Origin of the sequence: Ensifer adhaerens (genome assembly GCF_001270265.1) — a bacterium.
GTDB lineage: Bacteria > Pseudomonadota > Alphaproteobacteria > Rhizobiales > Rhizobiaceae > Ensifer > Ensifer adhaerens_B.
In genome coordinates this window covers 206073-231969 of record NZ_LGAP01000003.1, presented here as the reverse complement: position 1 = coordinate 231969, position 25897 = coordinate 206073, and the positions used below count along the sequence as shown (strand labels likewise).

Annotated in this window: 18 protein-coding genes and 4 pseudogenes; 16 read left to right on the top strand and 6 right to left on the bottom strand. The window is 62.0% G+C overall.

The genetic code is table 11. The annotated features are described in order from the left end of the window. Position 1 precedes the first annotated feature (1 nt). The 4 genes and pseudogenes from AC244_RS09800 (at position 2) to AC244_RS09790 (ending at position 4062) form a co-directional block, all read left to right on the top strand. Entirely contained in the window at positions 2–2659 is a 2658-nt protein-coding gene (locus tag AC244_RS09800; RefSeq protein ID WP_053248627.1) for a nitrate reductase, read from the top strand. After that, positions 2631–3707: pseudogene (locus AC244_RS09795) on the top strand (SAM-dependent methyltransferase); the annotation flags it as partial. The gene AC244_RS09800 and the pseudogene AC244_RS09795, both read left to right, overlap by 29 nt. A gap of 2 nt (positions 3708–3709) precedes the next feature. Then, positions 3710–3808, top strand: a pseudogene (locus AC244_RS38000) (LysR family transcriptional regulator); the annotation flags it as partial. A gap of 2 nt (positions 3809–3810) precedes the next feature. Next, positions 3811–4062, top strand: a complete 252-nt coding sequence (locus AC244_RS09790) for a phosphatase PAP2 family protein (RefSeq protein WP_053248626.1) — start codon at positions 3811–3813, stop codon at positions 4060–4062. 193 nt (positions 4063–4255) lie between these two features. On the opposite strand, the gene AC244_RS09785 is transcribed toward AC244_RS09790, so the two are convergent. The 3 genes and pseudogenes from AC244_RS09785 to AC244_RS09775 all read right to left on the bottom strand — a co-directional run bounded on the left by AC244_RS09785 (position 4256) and on the right by AC244_RS09775 (position 5895). Next, positions 4256–4582 carry a BrnA antitoxin family protein gene (locus tag AC244_RS09785; RefSeq protein WP_053248625.1) on the bottom strand — a complete coding sequence of 109 codons (327 nt, stop codon included), beginning with the start codon at positions 4580–4582 and terminating at the stop codon, positions 4256–4258. Further along, positions 4579–4771, bottom strand: a pseudogene (locus AC244_RS09780) (hypothetical protein). Before AC244_RS09780 ends, AC244_RS09785 begins: the two are co-directional and overlap by 4 nt. Before the next feature lie 203 nt (positions 4772–4974). Beyond that, positions 4975–5895 (bottom strand): LysR substrate-binding domain-containing protein, encoded by a 921-nt coding sequence (locus tag AC244_RS09775; RefSeq protein WP_053248624.1) that lies wholly within the window; start codon positions 5893–5895, stop codon positions 4975–4977. Between the two features lie 113 nt (positions 5896–6008). Between AC244_RS09775 and AC244_RS09770 the strand changes: the two genes are divergently transcribed. The 5 genes from AC244_RS09770 (at position 6009) to AC244_RS09750 (ending at position 12469) form a co-directional block, all read left to right on the top strand. Beyond that, positions 6009–7667, top strand: coding sequence for a Na/Pi cotransporter family protein (locus AC244_RS09770; protein ID WP_053248623.1), 1659 nt, complete (start codon positions 6009–6011; stop codon positions 7665–7667). A 101-nt stretch (positions 7668–7768) separates the two neighbouring features. Next, entirely contained in the window at positions 7769–8971 is a 1203-nt protein-coding gene (locus AC244_RS09765) for a 2-aminoethylphosphonate--pyruvate transaminase (protein ID WP_053248622.1), read from the top strand. Between the two features lie 22 nt (positions 8972–8993). Then, positions 8994–10262, top strand: a complete 1269-nt coding sequence (gene phnA, locus AC244_RS09760) for a phosphonoacetate hydrolase (protein WP_053248709.1) — start codon at positions 8994–8996, stop codon at positions 10260–10262. A 10-nt stretch (positions 10263–10272) separates the two neighbouring features. Then, positions 10273–11727 carry a phosphonoacetaldehyde dehydrogenase gene (gene phnY, locus AC244_RS09755; RefSeq protein ID WP_053248621.1) on the top strand — a complete coding sequence of 485 codons (1455 nt, stop codon included), beginning with the start codon at positions 10273–10275 and terminating at the stop codon, positions 11725–11727. 349 nt (positions 11728–12076) lie between these two features. Beyond that, positions 12077–12469, top strand: coding sequence for a GFA family protein (locus tag AC244_RS09750; RefSeq protein ID WP_053248620.1), 393 nt, complete (start codon positions 12077–12079; stop codon positions 12467–12469). Positions 12470–12502: 33 nt separating this feature from the next. On the opposite strand, the gene AC244_RS09745 is transcribed toward AC244_RS09750, so the two are convergent. Beyond that, positions 12503–14011: a winged helix-turn-helix domain-containing tetratricopeptide repeat protein gene (locus AC244_RS09745; protein WP_053248619.1), complete on the bottom strand. Its 1509-nt coding sequence runs from the start codon at positions 14009–14011 to the stop codon at positions 12503–12505. Positions 14012–14147: 136 nt separating this feature from the next. On the opposite strand from AC244_RS09745, the gene AC244_RS09740 reads away from it, so the two are divergent. From AC244_RS09740 to AC244_RS09720, 5 genes and pseudogenes are all read left to right on the top strand, one after another. Beyond that, the gene (locus AC244_RS09740) at positions 14148–14405 is read left to right on the top strand and encodes a DUF1127 domain-containing protein (RefSeq protein WP_234716900.1); all 258 of its coding nucleotides are present in this window, start codon (positions 14148–14150) and stop codon (positions 14403–14405) included. A 12-nt stretch (positions 14406–14417) separates the two neighbouring features. Next, positions 14418–15602, top strand: a pseudogene (locus tag AC244_RS09735) (MFS transporter); the annotation flags it as partial. 448 nt (positions 15603–16050) lie between these two features. After that, positions 16051–17073 carry a putative 2-aminoethylphosphonate ABC transporter substrate-binding protein gene (locus AC244_RS09730; protein WP_053248617.1) on the top strand — a complete coding sequence of 341 codons (1023 nt, stop codon included), beginning with the start codon at positions 16051–16053 and terminating at the stop codon, positions 17071–17073. Between the two features lie 84 nt (positions 17074–17157). After that, positions 17158–18333 carry a putative 2-aminoethylphosphonate ABC transporter ATP-binding protein gene (locus tag AC244_RS09725; protein ID WP_053248616.1) on the top strand — a complete coding sequence of 392 codons (1176 nt, stop codon included), beginning with the start codon at positions 17158–17160 and terminating at the stop codon, positions 18331–18333. Between the two features lie 2 nt (positions 18334–18335). Then, entirely contained in the window at positions 18336–20342 is a 2007-nt protein-coding gene (locus tag AC244_RS09720) for a putative 2-aminoethylphosphonate ABC transporter permease subunit (protein WP_053248615.1), read from the top strand. 95 nt (positions 20343–20437) lie between these two features. On the opposite strand, the gene AC244_RS09715 is transcribed toward AC244_RS09720, so the two are convergent. Further along, complete coding sequence (locus tag AC244_RS09715; protein WP_053248614.1) at positions 20438–21469, bottom strand: GlxA family transcriptional regulator; 1032 nt, start codon at positions 21467–21469, stop codon at positions 20438–20440. A 213-nt stretch (positions 21470–21682) separates the two neighbouring features. On the opposite strand from AC244_RS09715, the gene AC244_RS09710 reads away from it, so the two are divergent. Further along, complete coding sequence (locus AC244_RS09710; RefSeq protein WP_053248708.1) at positions 21683–22465, top strand: DeoR/GlpR family DNA-binding transcription regulator; 783 nt, start codon at positions 21683–21685, stop codon at positions 22463–22465. Between the two features lie 83 nt (positions 22466–22548). Beyond that, positions 22549–24999 (top strand): GcvT family protein, encoded by a 2451-nt coding sequence (locus AC244_RS09705; RefSeq protein ID WP_053248613.1) that lies wholly within the window; start codon positions 22549–22551, stop codon positions 24997–24999. A 110-nt stretch (positions 25000–25109) separates the two neighbouring features. Here the strand turns inward: AC244_RS09705 and AC244_RS09700 are convergent, their stop codons facing one another. Next, on the bottom strand, positions 25110–25895 hold the full coding sequence (locus tag AC244_RS09700) for an ABC transporter ATP-binding protein (protein WP_053248612.1): 786 nt from the start codon (positions 25893–25895) through the stop codon (positions 25110–25112). Positions 25896–25897: the final 2 nt, after the last annotated feature.

Below are 25897 nucleotides of genomic sequence, written 5' to 3'. Positions count from 1 at the left end.
CATGGCAACCGAAGTCAAAACCACCTGTCCCTATTGCGGTGTCGGTTGCGGCGTGATCGCGACGGTTGGCGATGACGGCGGCGTCGGCGTGAAAGGCGATCCGGATCATCCGGCCAACTTCGGCCGGCTTTGCTCCAAGGGGTCGGCGCTTGCAGAGACACTCGATCTCGACGGACGGCTGCTCTATCCCGAGATTGCCGGCGAACGGGCGGATTGGGATGAGGCGCTCGATCATGTTGCCGAGCGTTTCTCAAGCACGATCGCCGAACATGGGTCGGATTCTGTTGCCTTCTATGTCTCCGGCCAGTTGCTGACCGAGGATTACTACGTCGCCAACAAGCTGATGAAGGGCTTCATCGGCTCGGCCAACATCGACACGAACTCGCGCCTGTGCATGTCCTCGTCCGTGGCCGGCCACCGCCGTGCCTTCGGTGCCGATACCGTGCCCGGCTGCTACGAGGATCTGGAGTTGGCGGATCTCGTCATCCTGACCGGCTCCAACCTCGCCTGGTGCCATCCGGTTCTCTACCAGCGCCTGGCTGCGGCCAAGGTGGCACGGCCGCAGATGCGGGTCGTTGTCATCGATCCACGCCGGACAATGACTGCCGACATCGCCGATCTGCATCTGGCGATCCGACCGGATGGTGATGTTGCGCTGTTCAATGGCCTGTTCGCGCACCTGGCTGCGAGCCCGGCCGTCGATCAGGGCTACATTTCCGCCCATACCAGCGGCTTCGCCGAGGCCTTCGCCGCAGCAAGTGCGCTGGATGAGACCGCTTTGGCGCAGGCGACGGGGCTCGAGGCGGCGGAGATAGCTGCCTTCTTCCGGCTGTTCGAAACGACGGAAAAGGTCGTCACCTGCTATAGCCAGGGGGTCAACCAGTCGGTGGCCGGTACCGACAAGGTCAATGCCATCATCAACTGCCATCTGGTAACCGGCCGCATCGGTCGTCCCGGCATGGGGCCGTTCTCGCTGACGGGCCAGCCCAACGCCATGGGCGGTCGCGAGGTTGGTGGCCTTGCCAATATGCTAGCCGCCCATATGGATATCGAAAAGGCCGGGCACCGCGATCAGGTCCGGCGTTTCTGGGGCGCGCCGTCGCTCGCCGCCAAGCCGGGCCTCAAGGCCGTCGACATGTTTCGCGCCGTTGCCGACGGGCGCATCAAGGCGATCTGGATCATGGCGACCAATCCGGTGGTGTCGATGCCGGATGCCGATGCCGTCGAGGCAGCGCTCAAGATCTGTCCCTTCGTCGTCGTCTCCGATGTCCTGAAGCAGACCGATACGACGCGTCATGCGCATGTGCTGCTGCCTTCTTTCGGCTGGGGCGAAAAGGATGGCACGGTCACCAACTCCGAGCGCCGCATTTCGCGCCAGCGTGGTTTTCTGTCGGCACCTGAGGGCGCACGCGCGGATTGGTGGCAGCTTGCCGAAGTCGGCCGCCGGATGGGTTTTGCCGGCGCATTTGCCTATGCATCCGCGTCCGAAATCTTTGCCGAACATGCCGGTCTTTCCGGCTTCGAAAACGACGGTCGCCGCGATTTCGATATCGGTGCCCATGCCTCGATCGATAATGCCGGCTATGATGCGCTGATACCGTTCCAATGGCCGCAGCCGCGAGGTGCGGCGAGCGCGACGACGCGCTTCTTCGCCGATGGCAGCTTCTACCATCCGGACGGGCGCGCGCGCTTCATCACGACCACAAGTCGCGTTGTCGATCGCGTCAACGATGCCTTCCCTTTCACCCTCAACACCGGGCGTGTCCGCGACCACTGGCACACCATGACCCGGACCGGAAAGAGCGCGCGGCTGTCGGCCCATATCGGCGAGCCCTTCGTCGAGATCCATCCGCGCGATGCGATGGAGCTTGATCTATCGCCCGCCGATCTCGTGGTGTTGGAAAGCCCCTATGGCGCGGCGATCGTTCGGGCACTGATTACCGAACGCCAGGCACGCGGCAATCTCTTCGTACCGATGCACTGGAACGACCAGTTCGCGGCCAAGGCGCGCATCGATGCCTTGGTGCCGCCGATCACCGATCCCGTTTCGGGACAGCCGGCTTCCAAGAACGTTGCTGTTTCCGCCCGCCGTTTCGAAGCCTCCACCTATGGCTTTGCGGTGAGTGCCGCAAAGCCTCAAGGCCTCGATTGCACCTATTGGGCGCTCGCCAAGGCGCGGGGAGGGTGGCGGCTCGAACTGGCGGCGGACACCATGCCTGAGGATTGGGTCGCCTGGTGCCGGCGCATCTTCGACCTCCCTGGGGATATCGATCCGATCGGTTACGCGGACGGGCCGTCGGGCCTTCGCCGGCTTGCCTTCTTCGACGGTGATCGGCTTCTGCTGGCACTTTATCTCGCACCAGAGCCCGTCGCGGTCGCCCGCAACTGGGCGGTCGAGCAGCTCGATGTCTCGCACTCGGATCTACGCCTGCGCTTCGCGCTCGTGGCTGGGCGGCCGGGAGCGGATAAGCCCGATCCGGGCGCAACCGTCTGCTCCTGCTTCAATGTCGGGATCAACCAGATCGTTGCTGCCGTGCGCAACGGCTGCCGCACGGTCGAGGCGGTCGGCCAGGCACTCAATGCCGGAACCAATTGCGGCTCCTGCCGCGCCGAGATCAGGGGGATCGTCGATGGATGCCTTGCTGCTGCCGCGGAATGAAAGGCGCCTACGCGCGGAGCCGCCGCGCATGATGCCACTGGCGAAGCTGCCCGTGTTCTGGGCGCTCGACGGCCGCCGCGTCGTCGTGGCCGGTGGCTCCGACGCCGCTGCCTGGAAGGCGGAACTGTTGGCGGCCTGCGGCGCGGAGGTTCATCTCTATGCGCCGCTTGAGGAACTCGGAGAGGTGTGCACCCGCCTGCTCGAGGGCGGTTCCTCTCACCCGGGCGGCAGGTTCGTCCATCACCGCGAAGCCTGGACAAAGGAAGCGATCATCGGCGCGGCGCTTGCGATCGCCGACTGCGAGGCTGAGAGCGATGCCCAAGCCTTCTTCGAGGCGGCCAAAAAGGCCGGCGTGCCGGTCAACGTCATCGACAAACCGGCCTATTGCCAGTTTCAGTTCGGCTCCATCGTCAATCGCTCGCCTGTCGTCGTGTCCATATCGACCGATGGCGCCGCTCCCATCCTGGCCCAGGCGATCCGTCGCCGCATCGAGACGCTGCTGCCACCGGCTCTGAAGGATTGGGCGTCGCTGGCGCAGGCGATCCGCGACAAGGTCAATGCACGCCTGAAGCCCGGTCTTGGGCGGCGCGTTTTTTGGGAGCGCTTTGTCGATCATGCCTTTCGAGAGACACCGGAGGAGGGTGTAGAGACGCGGCTGGTGACGGAAATGGATCGCCTTGCGGCGAACCGAACTGACACCGGCCGCGTCACGCTCGTCGGCGCCGGCCCCGGCGAGGCGGAGCATCTGACGCTGAAGGCGGTGCGGGCCATGCAGGCAGCTGACGTCATTATATTCGACGACTTGGTCTCTGATGAGGTCCTGGAGCTTGCCCGGCGCGAGGCCAAGCGCCTTCTCATCGGCGACCGCACGAGCTGCCGGCAGGAGGATATCAATGACATGATGGTGTCGTTGGCGCGCGCCGGAAAACGGGTCGTCCGGCTGAAATCCGGCGATGCGATGATTTCCGGATGTGCCGGTGAAGAGATCGCCCGGTTGCAGGAGGACGGCATTCCGGTCGATGTCGTTCCCGGCGTAATAGCCGCCAGTGAGTGGAGAACGGCCAGATCAACCTCGGTTTCACCCGTCCGGTCGAAAACATCGGCTCGTTGAATTTCTCCTCTATTGGGCATGAGCACTATCTGCCAGCGTGATGGACGAGCTCGACCACAGCTACCGCGTCCGCGAATACGCGAATTGCCTGCTTGAACTTTACGAAGCGGACCAGGCGCGGCTCGGTAGCGGAATCTCGGCTATGCCCAGCGTGCACGTGGGCCTCGTAGTGCTCAATACGCTGTTCTCGTCATCTTTGAACAGATGGCTTGGCTTTATCGGTTGGGCCTTTGCCGCCATTATCTTCTATGGTTCCGTTTACGCGGGCTGGCACCACGCCGTTGACGGGTAGTGGCGCTCCTTCGCGAAATTGTCCGCCGGAAGGGCTATGTGCCCAAGGCGAGCCGGTGGAAACTCAGAGTACGGCATCGAGTGTCCGACACTTGGGACAACAATCGGTGAACTACCATTCGCGGCGGCGCGCTCGCAGGCCGAATAGATATCACGACATTCACACCCCGTCCCCGGATAATCCGAGGGCGGGGTTAGCTAGCTTTCTTCAATCCCGCGACCTTCCTAAGGTCGTCGTTCAGTCGACTTTGCCAGCCCTTACCGCAGTTGCGCTTGTAGTGCTCGATTATGTCGGGGTCCAACCGAATGGATATCTGTTGGCGAGGTTTATCGACGGCCGGGCGCCCTCTAGACCTCTTGATGGTCTCAGCTAGGTCGGGGAAAGCTTCCGCAAACGGTCTTGCTTGAGATAACTGCGCATCAGTTGCCTCTGGCGCGTCCGGGTCACTGGCTATCTTGCGTTGGATTTCAACCTCTTCTTTATCGGAGAGGCGGCGAACCTTGCGGGGTTGGTTGGTCATAGTAGGTTCCTTTCCTTTCGGCTAGCGTCACGCATGGAGATGATGGAAATGCCTTCCGTTCCAAGGTGGGCGAACACAACGGCGATAACGCCGTCGCGCTGGAAAGAACTCGCCGTCCAGATCGGCAAAGTCATAGCCGTGCTTGGCTATGTTGGACTGGCGCTTGTGGTTGTTGTAGGTGATCTTCATATATTTTATGTATCACATTTAATTCTGCATGCAAGAATATTGGTGATACGTTTAATGTTGGGAACGCATCTGAACCCTCGCGCAGGAGGCCACAATTTCGCATTCGGTGTTAAGGCCGTGGGTGCGAAGGACGCTTCGAACGGCAGTGGTTTGCGGGCTTTGGGGATTTGCGTCCCAGAGCCCGTAGTTTCAGACTTCAGAGTTTACCATACGTCCGGAGGGGCTGCTTCTCCCGTAGGCTTGACATCACCGGCCGCGCTTTGCGTGAGTTTGCGCGCTATGTCGTAGAATGCATGGACGAGTTTCCCATTGCTGCGTTCGCGCAGGCAGATGAGCGCCTCGTCCATCAGCATTTCCGGGGCATCGATCTTGATCGGCACGAGGCGGGTGTCCTGGCCGAACTCCGCGGAGGAGACGAAACCGACGCCGCCGCCGGCAGCGACGATCTCGCGAACGGCCTCGCGGCCCTCGGCCTCGATGAGCGGCGTCAGCGTGACGCCACACTGTTCGGCCATCGCCTCGAGCTTCTGGCGGGTTTTGGAGCCTCGCTCGCGCATGACGAGCGGATGTTTTGCAAGCTCGGCGAAGGTGACGCTCTGACACGTCGCCAGGGGATAGTCGCGGCTTGTGAAAGCGACGATCGGTGTGGAATTGAGCTTCAGAACGTCGAAGTCGCCCACCTGCGGGATTTCACCGAGAACTCCGATATCCGCCTCATAGGCGTGCAGGCTGGTGATGACCGTCTCCGTGTTGCCTGCGTCGATCGACACCTGCACCGTCGGGTAGGTCCGTCGGAACGCGGCCAGAATGTGCAGCAGATGGTGCGCAGCGTCCGCGACGATCCTAAGCTTTCCGGCCCTTAATGCGCGCGATTCCGAGAGAAGATCGAGTGCCTGCTGCTCGACATCGAACATGCGCCGGGTGACTTCCAGAAGCTGTTGGCCGGACTGGGTGAGCGTGACCTGCTTCTTGTTCCGATTGAAGAGCAGGACGTCATATTCCTCCTCCAGTTTGCGTACCTGGTCGGAGACAGCGGGCTGCGTCAGAAACAGGGCTTCGGCGGCCCGCGAGAACCCGCCGTGGATGGCCACATTGTGAAAGGCACGGAGCTGGACATAGCGCACGGTAACATCCCCACAGATAAATTCTATCGATGGAACCATCAGAACGAACGATTTGATTTATGTAAAGGGGCAAAAGATAGTTTCGGGAGCCCAAACCTTTCCGGAGCGCGCCTATGAACCTTTCGGCCGTCGCCCTCGAACTCGCCGCTGCAACAGTCCTGCTGCTTTACGCCGTCAGCCTCGTCAAGAAGGGTGTCGAAGCTGCCTGCGGCGATGTGGTTACGCGTGCCGTCGGCGGTGCGGGCGGCAGACCGCGCGCAGCGGCCTATGGCTGTCTGATCGCGATTGCCCTGCAGAGTTCGACGGCGGTCGCCATACTCGCCGCGGGCTTTGCCGTAAGCGGAGCGTTGAGCCTTGATGTCGGTCTGGCGGTCCTTCTCGGCGCGGACCTGGGTTCGGCGCTGGTCGTCAAGATCCTGAGTTTCGACCTGCACTGGCTGGCGCCACTATTGATTGCCGGAGGCGGTCTCCTGCATCTCAAGGCGCGATCTCGCAAGCCGGTCGAAGCGGGACGTGCGGTGCTCGGGATCGGACTGCTGCTTCTGTCGCTCCAGATGATCGGCCATGCGACATTGCCGCTTGGTCAAAGCCCGCTGCTGCCCGCAGCAATAGACATGCTCGGCAAGGACCCTCTAACGGTGATGATCGTCGCTGCCGTCTTCACCTGGGGGCTGCATTCCAGCGTCGCGGCTATCCTTTTGATCCTGACCCTTGCTGCAAAAGGTCTGCTGCCGCTCGACGTCGGCATTCCCCTCATCCTTGGTGTCAATCTTGGCGGCGGACTGATCGCCCTGTGGCTGACCCGCGGCCTGAAGATAGAGGGCAGGCGGCTGCCGCTTGGCAATCTCTTCTTCCGCGCGCTGTTCAGTGCCGCCGTCTTCGCGCTGTTTTCCATGCAGGTCTCTTTTGCGTGGCTGCCTGGCGAGACGGTCGCTGCCAAGCTCGTCAATCTGCATGTGCTCTTCAATGCCGCGCTGGTGCTCCTGGGCCTCGTATCGTGTGGTCTGATGGCGCGCTTCGTTCGCCTTCTCACGCCCGAAAACGCCGGGGGAAAAGAAGCCGGTCTTGCAGCGCATGCGAGTGCGCTCGACCGGTCTCTGATCGACAAGCCGGCGCAGGCATTGGCGGCGGCCGCACGCGAAGTCTTGCATATGGGCAACATGATCATGCGCATGCTCGAACCGGTCATGGGGGTGATCGCGTCGCCGACGCCCGAGACGGTCAATGCGCTGCGCCGCGTCGATGAGGACATCCATCGCGCCCATAGCGAGATCAAGCTTTTTATCGCTGCAGTCAATCGAGGCGTGCTGACGGAGGAGCAATCCCGGCGCGGCATCGAACTCACCGAGGCGGCCATTCATCTGGAATATGCCGGTGACGTCGTGTCGAAGAGCCTGTTGCGCATGGCGGAGGAGCGGCTGGAAGGCGCCGGCGCCTTTTCGACTGCAGGCTGGCACGAACTGATGGCGTTGCACGCCGCGGTGTTTTCGAACGTGAAACTTGCCGCCAACCTGCTCGTTTCGCCCGAACCGGTGATTGCCCGCGAGATGGTCCGCCAGAAGGAACACGTGCGCCGGCTGGTGCAGGAAAGCAGTCAAAGCCATCTCGAGCGGCTCAGGCAGGGAGTTGTCGCCAGTATTCACTCGAGCGACATGCACCTGGAGATCGTCCGTGCGCTGAAGGAACTCAATTCGCTGGTCACGACGATGGCCTATCCCCGTCTTCGCGAGACCGGAGATCTGCTCGAAAGCCGTCTCGTTCCGGCGGCCTAGTTGCATAAGTGGAATCTATAGATTTATACAAAAGAACGATTTTACATATATGTCTGCCCGCCGCATTCTCAGTCCCGGAGACGCCAACGTGAGGACGGACAATGCCAAATACCGCTTCTGACAGAACCATCGCACAGCTGGAAACGCCGAGACTCGGCGAGCCCTATCTGCTGACGCCCGGTCCGCTGACGACGGCCTACGAAGTCAAGGAGGCGATGCTCCGGGACTGGGGGTCGTGGGATGGTGATTTCCGCGCGATGACGGCGGAACTGCGTCGCCAGCTTCTCGACATTGCCGGCGATGCGAAGGGCGAGTTCGATTGCGTCCCGATACAGGGCAGCGGTTCGTTCTCGGTCGAGGCGATGCTCGGCAGCTTCGTTCCCCGCGACGGCAAGGTGCTGGTGCTGATCAACGGCGCCTATGGCAAGCGTATCGCCCAGACGCTCGCCTATCTCGGACGCGACCACGTGTCGATCGACAAGGGCGATTACATGCCGCCGCGCGGCCCCGAGGTCGCCGCCGCGCTCAATGCGGATCCGGCCATTACCCATGTCGTCGTCGTTCACTGCGAGACCAGTTCCGGCATCCTCAATCCGCTCAAGGAAATCTCGGAGGTCGTCTATAACAGCGGTCGCAAGCTGCTGGTCGACTCGATGAGTGCCTTCGGCGCCGTTCCGGCCGGGATTGCCGACTTCCGTTACGAGGCGATCGTTTCCTCGGCCAACAAATGCATCGAAGGCGTGCCTGGCTTCGGCTTCGTCATCGCCCGCAGAAGCGAACTGGAGGCCGCCAAGGGCCGCAGCCATTCGCTCAGCCTCGATGTGCACGCACAGTGGGACTACATGAACAAGACCGGCCAGTGGCGGTTCACGCCGCCGACCCATGTTGTCGCCGCGTTCCTGGAGGCGCTTCGCCTGCATCGTGAGGAAGGCGGCGTCGCTGCTCGCGGGGGGCGGTATGCTCGCAACCGCGACGTCATGGTCGCCGGCATGCGCGAGGCAGGCTTCGAGACGCTGCTTGCCGACCGCTGGCTGTCGCCAATCATCGTCACCTTCTTCAGTCCCGCCGATCCGGCTTTCGCCTTCGACCGCTTCTACGAGTTGATGAAGGAGAAGGGTTTCATCATCTACCCCGGCAAGCTGACGGTCGTCGACTCGTTCCGCGTCGGCTGCATCGGCCGCATGGATGAACATGTGATGCGCCGGGTGGTCGAAGCCGCGCGCAGTTCTTTGACCGAAATGGGGGTCGCCAGTGCCGCCCCTCCGGAGATCGCCCTTGCCGAACGCAGCCGTCTCGCCGCTTGAACCGAACGATAGGATTTTCCCGATGAACCAGATGTCCAAGATCAACGTCGCCGTCACCGCCAACCGGCGCACATATCCCTGGCCGAACGTCCCGGCCATCGCCATCTGCCTCGACGGCTGCGAGCCTGCCTATCTCGACGAGGCCATCAAGGCCGGGCTGATGCCGACGCTTGCGCGCATTCGCCAGACGGGCACGGGGCGTACGGCGCTCAGCGTCACCCCGAGCTTCACAACCCCCAACAACCTTCCCACCGCGCCCGGCCGTCCGCCCGCCATTCACGGTATCTGCGGCAACTACCTTTACGAACCGCAGACTGGCAACGAAGTGATGATGAACGACCCGCGCTTCCTGCGCGCGCCGACCATCTTCAAGGCCTTCTACGATGCCGGCGCAAAGGTCGTGGTCGTCACCGCCAAGGACAAGCTGCGTGCGCTGCTTGGTCACGGCCTGAAGTTCGACGAGGGCAGGGCGGTCTGCTTCTCATCCGAAAAGGCCGATAAGTCGACCAAGGCGGAACACGGTATCGAGAACGCTTCGGCCTGGCTTGGCCGCCCGGTGCCGGAGGTCTATTCGGCGGAGCTTTCGGAATTCGTCTTTGCCGCCGGCGTGAAACTGCTGAAGGAGTTCGCTCCTGACGTCATGTACCTGACGACGACCGATTACGTGCAGCACAAATATGCCCCGGGCGTTCCCCAGGCGAACGCCTTCTACGAGATGTTCGACAAGTACCTGACCGAACTCGACGCGCTTGGCGCTGCGATCATCGTGACGGCCGATCACGGCATGAAGCCGAAGCACAAGGCGGACGGTTCGCCCGATGTCATCTACGTGCAGGACGTGCTCGACGAATGGCTCGGCAAGGATGCCGCGCGCGTCATCCTGCCGATTACGGACCCCTACGTCGTGCATCACGGTGCGCTCGGTTCGTTCGCAACTGCTTACCTACCCGAGCGTGCCGACAAGGAAGAGATCATCGAGCGGCTGGCAGCGATCGACGGCATCGACGTCGTTCTTTCGCGACCCGAGGCCTGCATTCGTTTCGAACTGCCGGATGACCGCATCGGCGATATCGTCATCATCTCCTCGGAGAACAAGACACTCGGCACCAGCGAGCATCGCCACGATCTTGCCGCGCTGAACGAGCCGCTGCGCTCGCATGGTGGCCTCACCGAGCAGGAGGTGCCTTTCATTTCGAACCGCAAGCTGCCCGAGCTTACCTCCGCTGCCTCCCTGCGCAACTTCGACGCCTTCTACTATGCGCTGGTCGCAGCGGCACAGCCGGCAAATTAAGGAGCGGACGATGACCAAGGTGGAAACGACATTCGCTCTACGCCACGAGCCCATGCGCATTGTCGGCAAGAAGGTCGATGCCGAGGGGGTGATCGAGGTGCACTATCCCTGGAACGATGCCGTCATCGGTACCGTTCCGGCCGGCAACGCCGAGCACGCCCGCAAGGCCTTCGAGATTGCGGCGGCCTATCAGCCGAAGCTGACGCGATACGAGCGCCAACGCATCCTGCTGAAGGCGGCCGACATGCTGGTCGCCCGCAAGGAGGAGATCTCCGATATCATCACGCTGGAGCTCGGCATATCGAAGCAGGACTCACTCTACGAAGTCGGCCGCGCCTTCGATGTGCTGACGCTGTCGGGCCAGATGTGCATTCGCGATGACGGCGAGATCTTCTCCTGCGACCTCACCCCGCACGGCAAGGCACGCAAGATCTTCACGATGCGCGAGCCGCTGACCGCCATCTCTGCGATCACGCCCTTCAACCACCCGCTCAATATGGTGGCGCACAAGGTGGCGCCGGCGATTGCGACCAACAACTGCGTGGTGCTGAAGCCGACGGAGTTGACGCCGATGACGGCGCTCATCTTCGCCGACATTCTCTATGAGGCGGGATTGCCGCCGGAAATGCTGTCGGTGGTGACCGGCTGGCCGGCGGATATCGGGATGGAAATGATGACCAACCCGAACTTCGACCTTATCACCTTTACCGGCAGCGTGCCGGTGGGCAAGCTGATCGCCGCGAACGCGCACTACAAGCGCCAGATCCTCGAACTCGGCGGCAACGATCCGCTGATCATCCTCAACGACCTGTCGGACGACGACCTGGCAAAGGCGGCCGACCTCGCGGTCGCAGGCGCAACGAAGAACTCGGGCCAGCGCTGCACGGCGGTCAAGCGCATTCTGTGCCAGGAGAGCGTGGCCGATCGTTTCGTGCCGCTCGTTCTGGAACGGGCCAAGAAGCTCCGCTTCGGCGATCCGATGGATCGTGCGACGGAACTGGGCACGGTCGTCCATGCCCGTGCCGCCGAGACGTTTGAGCGTCGGGTGCATCAGGCAGCCGAGCAGGGGGCGGATATCCTCTACGATCCGGGCCGCCGCGGCGCCTTGCTGCCGCCGATCGTGGTCGATCGCGTGCCGCATTCGAGCGAACTGGTGATGGAGGAAACCTTCGCGCCGATCATCCCGATCGTGCGGGCGCCCGACGATGACGATGCCCTGATTGCGCTCTCCAACTCGACCGCCTTCGGTCTGTCGTCCGGGGTCTGCACCAACGACTTCCGCCGCATGCAGAAATACATCGCCGGCCTCAGGGTCGGTACGGTGAACATCTGGGAAGTGCCCGGTTATCGCATCGAAATGTCCCCCTTTGGCGGCATCAAGGATTCGGGCAATGGCTACAAGGAGGGCGTGATCGAGGCGATGAAGAGTTTCACGAACGTCAAGACGTTTTCCCTGCCCTGGTGATCCGGGCCCTGGTGATCTGGGCATCCCCTGCCAAATCACCCTTCCTGGGAGCTGTCGGTCGGCAGCTCCCTTTTTCTTGACGCAAGCTGCGAGACGCTTTGTCAGCATCTGTGGCTCGCGGATGCTAGCATATCCATGAGTGCCCACGTGGCAGCCTTGTGTGCTGCGCGAGGCATGCAAACACTTTGATGTTGCGGGTGTATCATCTGATAGGCTCTGCTCGCCCGGAAGGGATGATCACCATCGCCCGTTACGGGAGAACGGCGCGCTCCTGTCCGCAGCGGCAATTGCGATGAGAATGTTGTTGGTTGTAAGCATTCCCTCCGCTTGGTTTTAAAGGAGACACGGCATGGACCGATTCACTGGCGGTTGCCTGTGCGGCAACGTCCGAATTGTTGCGTCGGGACGGCCATACCGGGTCGGCCTTTGCCACTGTCTCGACTGCCGCAAGCATCACGGGGCGCTTTTTCACGCTTCCGCGATATTCCCTCAGGATGCGGTGACGATCGATGGCGAAACACGCGACTATGCGGGGCGGTTTTTCTGTCCCCGCTGCGGCTCGTCCGTTTTCGCGCGCACAGCAGACGAAATCGAAGTGAGTGTGGGCTCCCTCGATGCCACTGACCAATTGGTGCCAACCTACGAAAGCTGGATCGTCCGTCGCGAGTCCTGGTTGCCGCCGTTTCCGATCACGAGACGATACGACCGCGACCGTGACGCCACGAGCCGCTTTGAGGAGTAGGTCTCACGATCGGTGCGAGGCCGCCGCTATAGGTCATTCCGGAAGACCGGCCTTGCGATAGCCATCAACGAAATGCGCAAGGGTCGCAGCGTCGCGGAATGGCTCCGTCGTGGCCCAGTGGTGGATTGTGAAATTCGGGTTGCCGACGAGAAACAGTTCGACCTCTGCATGCGCCTCGTCGAGCCGGCCCAGTTGGGCAAGGCTTGCCGCCAGGAAGCGCCTTGAGCTTGTGCGATAAGTCTCGTCCCTGCGCAGTGTCTCGACAGCGGCTTCGTATTGGCCGGCCGCATATTGCGCCTGGCCGAGCGTCAGATAGTACCAACTTGCTGGAAACGGGTTCAGCCGGAACGCCTTGCAAATGTGCTCGAGGCCTTCCTCGACCCGCCCGGCCAGGACCGCGATGTCGGATAGCGCCGCCCAGGTGTCAGCCTCGTTCGGGTCGAGCTCGATCGCTGTGGCAAATTCCTGATCCGCCTCGACAAAGCTGCGCTCATAGGCAAGCAGATACGCCAGGATCCAGCGACTGCCGGGATCGTTGGGATCGATCGCGACAGCCTTGCGCGCCAGCTCCAAGGCAGCGCTGCGACCAGGTTCCGTCGGTCCGCCGGAATGTACCCATCCCATCCAGTGGTTCATGGCAAGCCAGCGATAGGCCTCGGCATAATCAGGATCGAGCGAAACTGCGCGCGTGAGCATCAGATGCGCTTCCCGCGCCGCCTGCGGTGAGTCATCCATCAGCTTGCGCGCCCGCACGCAGAGATCGTAGGCCTCGAGATTTTTGGGCCGATGGCGCGGCGGCGGCGCGCGCAGCCGGCCGAGCAGCGCCTCCACGATCTTGCCGGTGACTTCGTCCTGCACGGCAAAGATATCTTCCAGGCTGCGATCGAAGCGTTCCGCCCATAGATGATCGCCACTCACCGCGTCGACCAGTTGGGCGTTGATGCGCACACGCCCCGCGGCGCGGCGCGCGCTGCCCTCCAGCAGGTAGCGCACACCAAGGTCCTCAGCGATCCCGCGCACGTCCATTGGCTTTCCCTTGTAGGCAAAGGCCGAGTTGCGGGCGATGACGAACAGGCCGGAGATCCTGGAGAGGTCGGTGATCAGGTCTTCGGTCAACCCATCCGCGAAGGATTCCTGCTCGGGATCGTTGCTGACATTCACGAAGGGCAGCACGGCTATCGATGGTTTGCTGGGCAGCGGCAGAGGTTTTCGCTTCGCGCCCCCGAGCTCTTCGATGGCCCTGGTGAAGCGGTAGCCGACGCGCGGAACCGTGGAGATCCATTCACCGCCGTCGGCGGCCGGGCCAAGCAGCTTGCGCAACTGTGCGATCTGGACGGTGAGGTTGCCTTCCTCCACGGCCGTGCCCGGCCATGCCGCGTCCATCAACTCGGCCTTTCCAAGGATTTCGCCGGGCCGTCCGACGAGTGCCGCAAGCAGCCTCAGCCCGCGGTGGCCAACGGCAACAGGATCATCGTTCCGAAGGAGTGTTCCCGCATCCGGATCAAGCACGAACGGACCAAAGGCAAAGCGCGATCCCTGCATACGGCGCATCTATAGACCCTTTGGAAGTTTTTGAGAACTTTTTGGGACGGCTTAAGTACGCCGCCGTTCGTATCCTCCAGACTTCATCCTCTTTCAGGTCGAGGCGCTCAGGCCGCTCAAACCCTTGGAGGTTGCCATGGACGATACTCCCACTCTTGCGTCGGCGCCGCATCAGGCATCGCGGCCGAGAACGCCCGTGGGGCCGGCGGAAGTGTCGCGTCGGCACTACAGCCTGGCGACCCTGCGAAGCATTATCGCGACCTGGGACGAGCGGAAACGCGTTCGCTGCGACCTTGAGCGAAAGTTGAAGGAAGATCCCTATCTGATCGACGATATCGGTCTGACCAGACGGCAGGTCGAGGCAGAGATCGCCAAGCCCTTCTGGCAAGCATAAGGCGAAATCTCCATGACTGCCGAAAGCACGATGTTACCGCGAGAGGATCGGATCCCATGGGCCGCGATGGCGGGTATCATCGCGACCGTCACGGTGTTCGCCGTGGCACAGGGTCTGACCTATCCGCTGCTCAGCTTCATCCTGGAGCGGCAGGGGACAACGCCCGGCCTGATCGGCTTGTCGGCGGCGATGACGCCGCTGGGTTTCATTGTATCCGCGCCCTTCATTCCGGCGCTGGCGCGGCGCGTGGGCGGGGCGCGGCTTGCCATTCTGTGTTCGATCCTGGCCGCGCTCGCGCTGGTCGCGATTGCCTGGGCGCAGGACGTCTGGGCCTGGATGCCGCTGCGCTTGCTGCTCGGCTTCTTCGCCAATCCGCTTTACGTGATCAGCGAAACCTGGCTGATGTCGATTACACCAGCGCCGCGCCGGGGCCGCATCATGGGCCTCTATTCATCGATCGTTTCGGGTGGCTTTGCTATCGGCCCGCTGTCGCTCGGGCTGGTCGGCACGCAGGGTTGGCCGCCCTTCATGATCGGCATCGTGGCCTTCCTTCTTTGCGGCCTGATCGTGCTTGCGGTCGTGCCGCGCCTGCCTGATATGCCGCAGGAAGGCGAGGCAACATCGGTCGCCGGCTTTTTCGCACTGGCGCCGCTCCTGTTGTTCGCGGTTTTCACTGCCGCCGCCTTCGAGCAGATCCTGCTTTCCCTGTTCGCGATCTATGGCGCAGCACTCGGCAGCGTCGAGGCGCGCATCACTTCGCTCATCACCTTTTTCATTGCGGGCAATGCCGTGCTGCAGATTGTGCTCGGGCGCGTGGCCGAACAATTTGGCTCGACGCGGACCATGTCATTGTGCGCCCTGGTGTCGCTGGTCGGCTGCCTGCTGCTGCCGTCGATCTTCGACTCGTGGCTCATCTGGCCGCTCGTCTTCGTCTGGGGCGGGGTCTCGTTCGGGATCTACACCATGTCGTTGATCCAGCTCGGCGAGCGTTTCACCGGCCAGGCCCTGATCGCCGGTAACGCCGCCTTCGCGTTCGTATGGGGTATCGGCGGCATCGTGGGTTCGCCCGCGACAGGGCTGGCGATGCAACTGATCGGACATCAGGGGCTGCCATCGTCCCTTGGCCTGCTGTGCTGTGCACTGGCGGTGTTTCTGATGACGGACGGACGGCGGGTCGAGGCAGAGCTCGCCAAGCCCTTAGGCGAACACATCACAACCAGCGGTCTCCTACGGCTTCTCGGAAGGCTGGGCATTTTGGCCACCCATTGGAAAATATGGGGAGGTCGCCTGGCAATCCGGGGACAGAACGACGACTTGAGCGAGGGACAGTTGCTTGAACTGGGCATTTGCCGTGTTGCACGCAGGGAACGCTGGCTTGACGGCTGTGAGACGCTGCTCCCCATGGATTATTTCGAGTACAGCCTCCATCCGGACGTCTCAGAACGCTAGGCTGTGTGGACGGCTTGCGTCCAGTGAGGCTGCGTCTGACCCATAGTTTTTACTTTGACAATGATAAGAATAATAAATTTTACTAATTGAATACGTCCACGCAGAATGCCTCCTGAAGCGTGCGAGACAAGGGCAGCGACAGATTGCCCGCCATGCTTCCCGGATTTTTTCCAGGCCTCCAGAGGAGATTTTCAGCATGAACAGACGCATGTTTTTTATGCTTGCCGGTGCCATGTCCGTGGCTCTTCCCGTCATCGCATCCGCACAGACCGAGCTCACCGTTTACACCGCCGTCGAGGCTGTCGATCTTGATCGTTACAAGGCGACCTTCGAGAAGGCGCATCCCGATATCAAGATCAATTGGGTCCGGGATTCAACCGGCGTCATGACGGCGAAACTGCTTGCCGAGAAGGACAACCCGCAGGCGGACGTTGTCTGGGGGCTTGCTGCCACATCCCTGCTTCTCCTGAAAGCAGAGGGCATGCTGGAAGCGTACCAGCCGAAGGGCGTCGAGGCGCTCGACAAGAAATTCGTTGACGGTGACACGCCGCCGAGCTGGGTCGGCATGGACGCCTATGTGGCAGCACTCTGCTACAACACGGTAGAGGGCGCAAAGCTCGGGCTGACGCCGCCTCAAACCTGGGAAGACCTGACGAAGCCCGAATACAAAGGCCACATCGTCATGCCGAACCCGAGCTCGTCGGGCACCGGCTTCCTCGACGTCTCCGGCTGGATGCAGATGTGGGGCGAAGAGAAGGCCTGGTCCTTCATGGACAAGCTTCACGAGAATATCTCCGCCTATACGCATTCCGGCTCGAAGCCCTGCAAGATGGCCGGCGCCGGTGAGGCCGTCATTGGAGTTTCGTTCGAATTTCCAGGCGCCAAGGCCAAGAGCGCCGGCGCGCCGATTGACATCATCTTCCCCGCCGAAGGGTCGGGCTGGGAGGCCGAGGCGACGGCGATCATTGCCGGCACGGCGAACCTCGATGCGGCCAAGACCCTGGTCGACTGGTCGGTCACCAAGGAAGCCAACGAAATGTACAATGTCGGCTATGCCGTGGTCGCCTATCCGGGCATCGCCAAGACCGTTGAGCATCTGCCTTCCGACATCGCCGCAAAGATGATCGACAACGACTTCGAATGGGCCGCGAACAATCGCGCGATCATCCTGAAGGAATGGCAGAAGCGTTACGACGCGAAGTCGGAACCGAAGAGCTGAGCTCTGATCGATCTCGGGCGGGGTGCACGTGCGCTCCGCCCGTCGCATTCTCCAGAAATCCCTGACAGCCAGCGGAGCTTGCAGATGAGACATGCCATGTCGATCGAACCGACACCCACGAGCATTCCCCGCGCCGCTGACCAGGCGATCACCCCGTCATCCCCCTATCTCGAAATCCGCGATCTCTGGAAGAGCTATGGCGATTTCACGGCGCTGCGCGACATATCGCTCGACATCGGCAAGGGTGAGTTCGTCTGTTTTCTTGGGCCCTCCGGCTGCGGCAAGACGACCCTTTTGCGGGCGATCGCCGGCCTCGATCTGCAGACACGGGGCGTCATCCGGCAAGGCGGCCGCGATATTTCGGTTCTGCCCGCATCGAAGCGCGACTACGGCATCGTCTTCCAGTCCTACGCGCTCTTTCCCAATCTCAGCATCGAGCAGAACATTGCCTTCGGCCTGGAAAATACCGGCCGCTCGAAGGCAGAGGTCGCCGCGCGCATCGCCGAGCTTCTGGAGACGGTCGGGCTTCCGGCTCAGGCAAAGAAATACCCCGCCCAGCTTTCCGGCGGACAGCAGCAGCGTATCGCTCTCGCCCGCGCTATTGCGATCTCCCCCGGCCTGCTTCTGCTCGATGAGCCGCTTTCCGCACTTGATGCCAAGGTGCGTGTGCATCTGCGCCATGAGATCAAGTCGCTGCAAAGGAAACTCGGTGTCACGACCATCATGGTGACGCACGATCAGGAGGAGGCGCTCGCCATGGCGGACCGGATCGTGGTGATGAATCACGGCGTCATTGAACAGGTCGGATCGCCCACCGAAATCTACCGCCACCCGAAGACCCTGTTCGTTGCCGACTTCATCGGCGAGACAAACCAGTTTCCGGCAAAAGTTCTGCCTGATGCTCAGGTCGAGATCGGCCATTCCGCCTTCTGTTGTCCAACGGATGGCTTTGCTACCGGGGATGCGACCACAGCCGTTGTCCGTCCGGTCGATATCATTCCGCACGGTGCCGACGCGCATGCGGTCCATTCGCTCGACCGGCCGGCAACACCGCAGAACCTGATCGATGCCGAAGTGCATGAGATGGAGTTCCTCGGCATGTTCTGGCGTACGCGACTGACCGCACCGCGGCTCGGTGACCGGACGCTCGTCGCCGACTTTTCAGTCAATGCCGTGCGCCGGCTGCACATCGAAACAGGCGGCGTCATCCAGGTCGAGATACCGCGGGAGCGCCTGTTGCTCTATCCGAGGGGCGCGTGACCATGAGCATAACGATCGACTATGCACCATCGCGGAAAAAGCTGCGCCAGCAGGCCTCGCGCGACGATCTCGCCAAACTCGGCTTCATGGCCGTCATCGGGCTCTACCTGATCGTCGCTTTGGGCGCGCCGCTCTTCGTCATGCTGTCGAAGTCGCTTTCGACTTATCGCTTCGATCTGAGTGCCTTCGAGTTTCAGGTGAGCGACGAGACCGGCGCGAACTGGGCAACGGCCGTCACCGCCGATGCGCTCAACAAAGAACTCGGTGTTGTCGCGCAGAAGGACCTTGCCACCAACTCGGACGGACGCCTTGCCGTTACGAAATTCTTCCCGCAATTCAATTTCCGCAGCCCCGTCCATTATCGCATTCGTGGCGTCACGGACGATGCCGCGTTTCTCGTCGGCTCCACCCTGGAGAAGGGCACGGCATGGCGCGAATACGATTCCGCCACATTTCGGCGGGTCGTGCTGCGCCCGGCAAGCACCTTCGGCGTCGAAAACTTCAAGACCTATTTCTCGACGCCGGCGCTTGCCCGCTCGATCTACAATTCAGTCCTGATGGCGTCGATCAGCACGGTGGTGACGGTCTCGATCGCTTTTGCGCTCGCCTATGCACTGACGCGCAGCTGCATGCCGCTCAAGGGGCTGTTCCGGGGCATTCTCACGATACCGATCCTCGTGCCGTCGCTTTTGCCCGGCATTGCGCTCGTCTACCTCTTCGGCAATCAGGGTGTCTTCAGGGACTGGCTGATGGGCTACTCCATCTACGGCCCGATCGGCATCGTCATCGGCTCGGTGTTTTTCACGCTGCCACATGCCTTCCTCATCATCCTGACCGCCTTGTCCGTCGCCGATGCGCGCCACTATGAGGCTGCGGCGTCGCTCAGGGCCAGCAAATGGCGCATCTTCACCACCGTGACGGTGCCGGGCGCGCGTTACGGCCTCGTGTCGGCCGCCTTTGTCGTCTTCACTTTGGTCATCACCGATTTCGGATTGCCCAAGGTGATCGGCGGCCAATACGGCATGCTGGCCGTCGATATCTATAAGCAGGTGATTGGCCAGCAGAATTTCGAGATGGGAGCGGTCGTCTCCGTCATTCTTCTGGTGCCGGCGGTGCTTGCCTTTGCCGTCGATCGCCGGATGCAGAAGCGCCAGGTGGCGCTGCTCTCGGCGCGCGCGGTGCCCTATGCGCCCAAACGCAATGTCCGCATGGACGGCTTCTGCTTTGCCTTCTCATGCCTCGTCAGCCTGTTCATTCTCGGCATGATCGCCATGTGCCAGATCGCGGCGCTGGTGAAGTTCTGGCCATACGACCTGACGTTGACGACGAAGAATTTTGCCTTCGATCTGATGGATGGCGGGGGGTGGGCGGCCTATGCCAACTCGATCAAGCTCGCCTTGCTGACGGCATTCTTCGGCTCGGTGATCGTCTTTGCTGGCGCCTATATGGTCGAGAAGGCGGATGGGTTCCGCTTCGGCCGGGGCATCTTCCATTTCCTCGCCATGATGCCGATGGCCGTGCCGGGCATGGTGCTCGGGCTTGCCTATATCTTCTTCTTCAACAACCCGGCCAATCCGCTCAACTCCATCTATGGCACGATGACGATCCTCGTCGTCTGCACGGTGACGCACTTCTACACCGTCGCGCATCTGACGGCCCTGACCGCGCTGAAGCAGATGGATCCGGAATTCGAATCCGTTGGAGCGTCGCTCAAGCAACCCTTCCACCGGCTTTTCTTCCGGGTCACTTTGCCGGTCTGCCTGCCGGCGATCCTCAACATCGGGATCTATCTCTTCGTCAACGCCATGACGACGGTTTCCGCCGTGGTCTTTCTCTATGCCACGGACACCAAGCTTGCCTCGGTTGCCGTGCTCAACATGGATGACGCGGGCGACATCGCACCGGCTGCCGCAATGGGCATGATGATCTTCTACACCAATGTCGTGGCCAAGCTCATCCACGCGGCGGTTGCCCGTGGACTGCTCGTGCGCACGCAGGCGTGGCGGTAGGCTTTTCGGCATCGGCACAGGGCGGCTTTCGGTCGCCGGAAGTCAGCGCGAAATGCCGCCCTGTGCCGATGCCGTCTCGGGCTAGAGATGGTCGCCTAGGCCACCCTCCTGACTGGCGACACGCGATCACGCATAGGCTGGCGGTGCTCATATGCCGCCAGGCGCGTGCGCTGCGGCGTACAGCCGTAGATGTCCCTGTAGGTCCGGGAGAAATGGGAAGCCGAGGAAAACCCGCATGCCACGGCGATCTCGAAGACGGGAAGCGACGAATTGACGAGCAGCAGGTGCGCCCGTTCCAGCCGCATCTGGAGATAGTAGCGTTTGGGGGACTGCCCCATCTCGCGGCGGAACAGGCGCTCGATCTGACGACGCGACAATCCTGTCGGGGTAGACATTTCGGCAAGTTTCAACGGTTCGGCGAGGTTCGCCTCCATCTGCTCGATGATGCCGATCAGCAAACGGTTGTCGATGCCGACGCGGGTCTGAAGGGGTAGCCGCTGGCGCTCTCCGGCCTTGCGGACCCGTTCCGACAGAGCCACCTCGCAAATGCGATTTGCAACGTCCCGGCCGAGATCGTCTTCGACTATGCGCAGGAACATGTCGAATGGTGCGTTGCCGCCAGCGCAGGTAAAAAGTTCGCCATCGATCTCGAATGCAGTCTGGCGAGCTTTCGCTGCGAAGAACCGTTCGGAGAAATCTGGGAAGTGTTCCCAATGCACGGCACAGCGACGCCCGTCGAGCACGCCGGCGCGCGCCAGACTGTAGAGGCCGCCCGCAAGCCCGGCGACGGGAACCCGGCCCCGCCGGGACATCCGTAGCCAGCCTTCCGCCTTTCCGTCGGCGGGAGGGATGGCGCGGCCGCCGCAGACCACGATCATGTCAGGGCGCCCCGGTCGATGCAGTCCGTCCCGCTCGGAGGTGAGCGCTGCGTCGGCCGCCATGCGCATTCCGCAGCTTGACCGCGCCGCCTGGCCGTCCCGCGTCACGATACGCCAGATATAGTACGGTCTGCCCAGGACATCGTTGGCGAGGCGAAGCGCCTCGAGCGCGGACGTGAATGCGTGCTGCGTGAAGCCGTCAAGCAGGTAGAAGGTGAATCGGCGGCTTTGTGTGCATGCCTGTTGCACGGCCTGCCTCCCTTTCCACTAATGAGTGCCTCAGGACATAATGCAAAGAATAGTTACATTATGCAACATAAATAGACATCGCTTCTGCGCGCTTATGCGCGACTGGACGGTTTGACCCGTCTCAGGTGAGAAGAATGACGGTACAATTGGATTGCGGTGACGCGTTTTGCGGTGCGTCTTGTCAAAACGCCAAAAATGATCGCAGATATCCGCATGTCAGATAGTCAAAACGCTCGAGCCCTTGCCCCCCGCCGTCATGGCGAGATCCTTCGCCGTCTGGCTGCCGACGGTACGGTCAGCATCACCGAGCTTGCGGATTTCTTCGATGTGTCGCGGCAGACGATCCGCCGCGACTTGAAGCATCTGGCGGAGCGCGGCCAGCTTGATCTCGTCCACGGGGGCGCGACACTTTTTGAGGCGACCGAGGCCGCCTTCACGGAGAGGCGTGGGGAGAATGCGGCGGCGAAGGCGTCGATCGGCAGGGCCGCAGCTGGTCTTGTGCGCGACGGCATGGTCGTGTTTCTCGATTCCGGCACGACCACGCTCGCGGTGGCTCATGCGCTGGCAGAGCGGAAGAACCTAACGATTTGCACGACTTCCCTCTCCATCGCACTGCAGATGTGCCGCCAGCCGCTGGTGCGGGTGCACATGCTCGGTGGCGAGATCGATCCGGCGGAAGAGGCGGCCGTCGGCATTGATGCGCTCGAGGCGATCAGCCATTTCCGGGTTGATGTGGCCTTCCTCGGCGGCGGTGGTTTGTCGCCAGATGGCGAGGTGACGGACTTTACCCGCAATGGTGCCGAGCAACGCTCCCGCATGATCGCGATGGCGGCCAAGGCCTATTTCATTCTCGATAGCTCGAAGTTCGGCCGGTTGACGCCGCTGCGTATCCCGCGTTTCGAAGCGGCAACCGGGGTGATCGTCGACGCGCGACCGCCGCAGGCGATCTGCGAAGCGCTGGAACGGCGGGGCCCTGGCCTGATCGTCGCCGCTTGATGTAATATTTTGTAACTTTTTGTCTTGTTATTTGCGTTTCTGTTGTTATGGTGTGGCCTTCCATGGCTTCGGGAGGCTATTTCATGGCTCAGAATTTTCCAACGCAGGCACAGGTCGTCATCATCGGCGGTGGCATTATCGGCTGTTCGGTTGCCTACCACCTGACCAAGCTCGGCTGGACGGACGTCGTGCTCTTGGAGCAGGGGCAACTAAGCGGCGGCACCACCTGGCACGCAGCCGGCCTTGTCGGCCAGCTCCGCAGCCACGCGAACATGACGAGCCTCATCAAATATTCGACGCAGCTCTATAGCGAGCTGGAAGCCGAAACCGGGCTCGCCACCGGCTGGAAGAATTGCGGCTCCGTTTCCGTGGCGCGATCTGCCGACCGCATGACCGTGCTGAAGCGGACCGCCGCGTCTGCCCGCGCACAGGGCGTCGCCATCGAAGTGATTTCACCTAGGGAAGCTCAGGATCTCTGGCCGGTGATGGCGATCGACGACCTGGCGGGTGCCGTCTGGCTGCCCGGTGACGGCAAGGCGAACCCGACCGATCTAACGCAGTCGCTGGCGAAGGGCGCACGCAATCGCGGTGCACGCATTATCGAGCGCGTGCGCGTCACCGGCATCGAGGTTACCGATGGCGCGGTGACCGGCGTCGAAACGGACCAGGGGACGATTGCAGCAGAGATCGTTGTCAATTGCGCCGGCCAATGGGCGCGCAAGGTCGGACTGATGTGCGGCGTGTCGGTGCCACTGCATTCGGCCGAGCACATGTACATCGTGACCGGCAGGATCGACGGCGTGCACCCGGATCTGCCGGTCATGCGCGATCCCGACGGCTACATCTACTTCAAGGAAGAGGTCGGTGGCCTCGTCATGGGTGGTTTCGAACCGGAGGCGAAACCGTGGGGCATGGCGGGCATTCCGGACGATTTCGAATTCGCCTTGCTGCCGGATGACTGGGACCAGTTCGAAATCCTGATGCAAAGCGCCCTGCAGCGGGTGCCACAGCTGGCAACGGCCGAAGTGAAGAAGTTTTACAACGGTCCTGAAAGCTTCACGCCCGACAACAACTTCATTCTCGGCGAGGCGCCGGAGCTGAAAAATTTCTACGTCGGCGCCGGCTTCAATTCGATGGGTATCGCGAGCGCCGGTGGCGCCGGGCGGGCCCTCGCGGAATGGATCGTCAACGGCGCGCCGACCATGGATCTCTGGCCGGTCGATATCCGTCGCTTCGCAACCTTCAACAACAATCCGCGCTGGCTGCATGACCGCGTCAAGGAGACACTCGGGCTGCACTACGCCATGCCCTGGCCCAACCGCGAGCTAGATACGGCGCGGCCCTTCCGCCGCTCGCCGCTCTATGACCGGCTTGCAGCAAGGGGTGCCTGCTTCGGCTCGAAAATGGGCTGGGAGCGGGCCAACTGGTTTGCAGCCGAGGGCGAAAAGCCGGTAACGGAGTATGCCTTTGGCCGGCAGAACTGGCACGAGGCGGTCAAGCGCGAGATGAAGGCAGTTCGCGAGGCGGCCGGCATCTTCGACCAGACCTCCTTTGCCAAGCTCCTGGTCCAGGGGCGCGATGCCGCCGTGGCGCTCAATCGTGTTTGCGCCGCCGATATCGACGTTGCGATCGGCCGCTCCGTCTATACCGGGCTGCTCAATGCGCGCGGCGGTTATGAAAGCGACCTGACCGTGCTGAGGCTTGCTGCGGATCGCTTCCTTCTCATCACCGGCTCGGCGCAGCCGGTGCACGACGCCGACTGGATCCGCAAGAACCTGCCGGCAGACGCGCATGTGGCGCTCACCGACGTCACCTCCGCCTACGCGGTCCTCGCCCTCATGGGCCCAAGCGCGCGAGACATCCTGTCGCGACTGACGTCGGTCGATCTCTCCAATGCCGCTTTTCCCTTCGCGACAGTCAGGGAGATCGATATCGGCTATGCCACGGCCTATGCCAACCGCATGACCTATGTCGGTGAGCTGGGCTGGGAGCTGATCGTGCCGACGGAGTTCGCAGTCGGTGTCTCCGAGGCGTTGCACGAGCTCGGGCGCGATTTCGGGCTGACCGATTGCGGTTACTATGCGCTGGAGGCACTTCGGCTGGAAAAGGGCTATCGCGCCTGGAGCCGCGAGCTGACACCGGACATCAACCCTTACGAGGCGGGCCTTGCCTTCGCGCTCTCCTTCGACAAGCCGGGTGGCTTCATCGGCCGCGACGCATTGATCGCAGCCAAGGAGAAGGGGGGGGCCACGCGGCGCGTCGTGCAGTTCACGGTGGATGATCCATCGCCCATGCTATGGGGCGGTGAGCTGGTCCTTCGCGATGGCAAGCCGGTCGGTGAAGTCCGCTCGGCCGCCTACGGTCACACGCTCGGCCGCTCAGTCGCCCTTGGCCTCATCGAACATTCCACTGGCATCAACAAGGCGTTCGTGGAGGCCGGTCGGTTCGAAGTCGAGCTCGCTGGCATCAGGTTTTCTGTGACCGCACACCTCTCACCGGCCTATGATCCGAAAGCCCTCAGGGTCAGATCTTAGGCAGGGTCAATGTATGCAGATCGGGCTGGAGACCGATGAGCGAGCCATAGGCGCAAACGTCGGTGATCCGTAAAGGCAAGGCCGAGTTTTCGGCCTTCGCCGGCAGAGGGTCACGTCGGCGTGCTGGCGAGCGGCACTCGGAAATATGGCTCGCCGGAGGCAGTGGCTTCAAAGTTTCCGTGAACCTCGAAGGTTGTCTGAAGGTAGCTGGTGTTGGCCAGTGCCTGGCTCCGACCTTCAAAAATGAGCTTGCCCTTGGAGAGCAGTATGACGTTGTCGGCCACGGCCATCGCATGATTTAGGTCGTGGATGGCAAGCACGACCGCGATGCCCCGCTCGGTGCTCAGCCGATCAAGCAGTTCCAGGACTTCGACCTGATGACCGATATCGAGGAATGAGGTCGGTTCGTCCAGCAGGAGGATTTCCGCCTCCTGCGCCAATGCAGCTGCGATCCAGGCCCGTTGACGTTCTCCTCCCGAAAGATTGGCGAGATCACGGTCTGAGAGCGCGACGAGGCCCGTCTGCTCAAGCGCCCAGTCGACGACTGCGAGATCCTTCCGCGAAAAGCTCTGGAACAGACCGAGATGCGCGAACCGGCCCTGGCGAACGAGTTGCTCGACGGACATGTTCTCGGGAGATGTCGGGTTCTGCGGCAGGAAGGAGAGCCGCTTGGCAAGGTCGCGCCGCCTCCAGGTTTCGATCGGCTTGGTATCAAGGCTGACTGTGCCGCGTGTACAGCGTGCAAGGCCGGCCAAAGCATGCAGCGCCGTACTCTTGCCGGAGCCGTTCGGACCGATCAGCGACGTAATCTCGCCCGGGCGCACCTCGATCGACAATCCGTCCAGTGCGGTCATCGCTCCGTATTTGATAGTAATCTCGTCGGCTCTCAACGGCATAG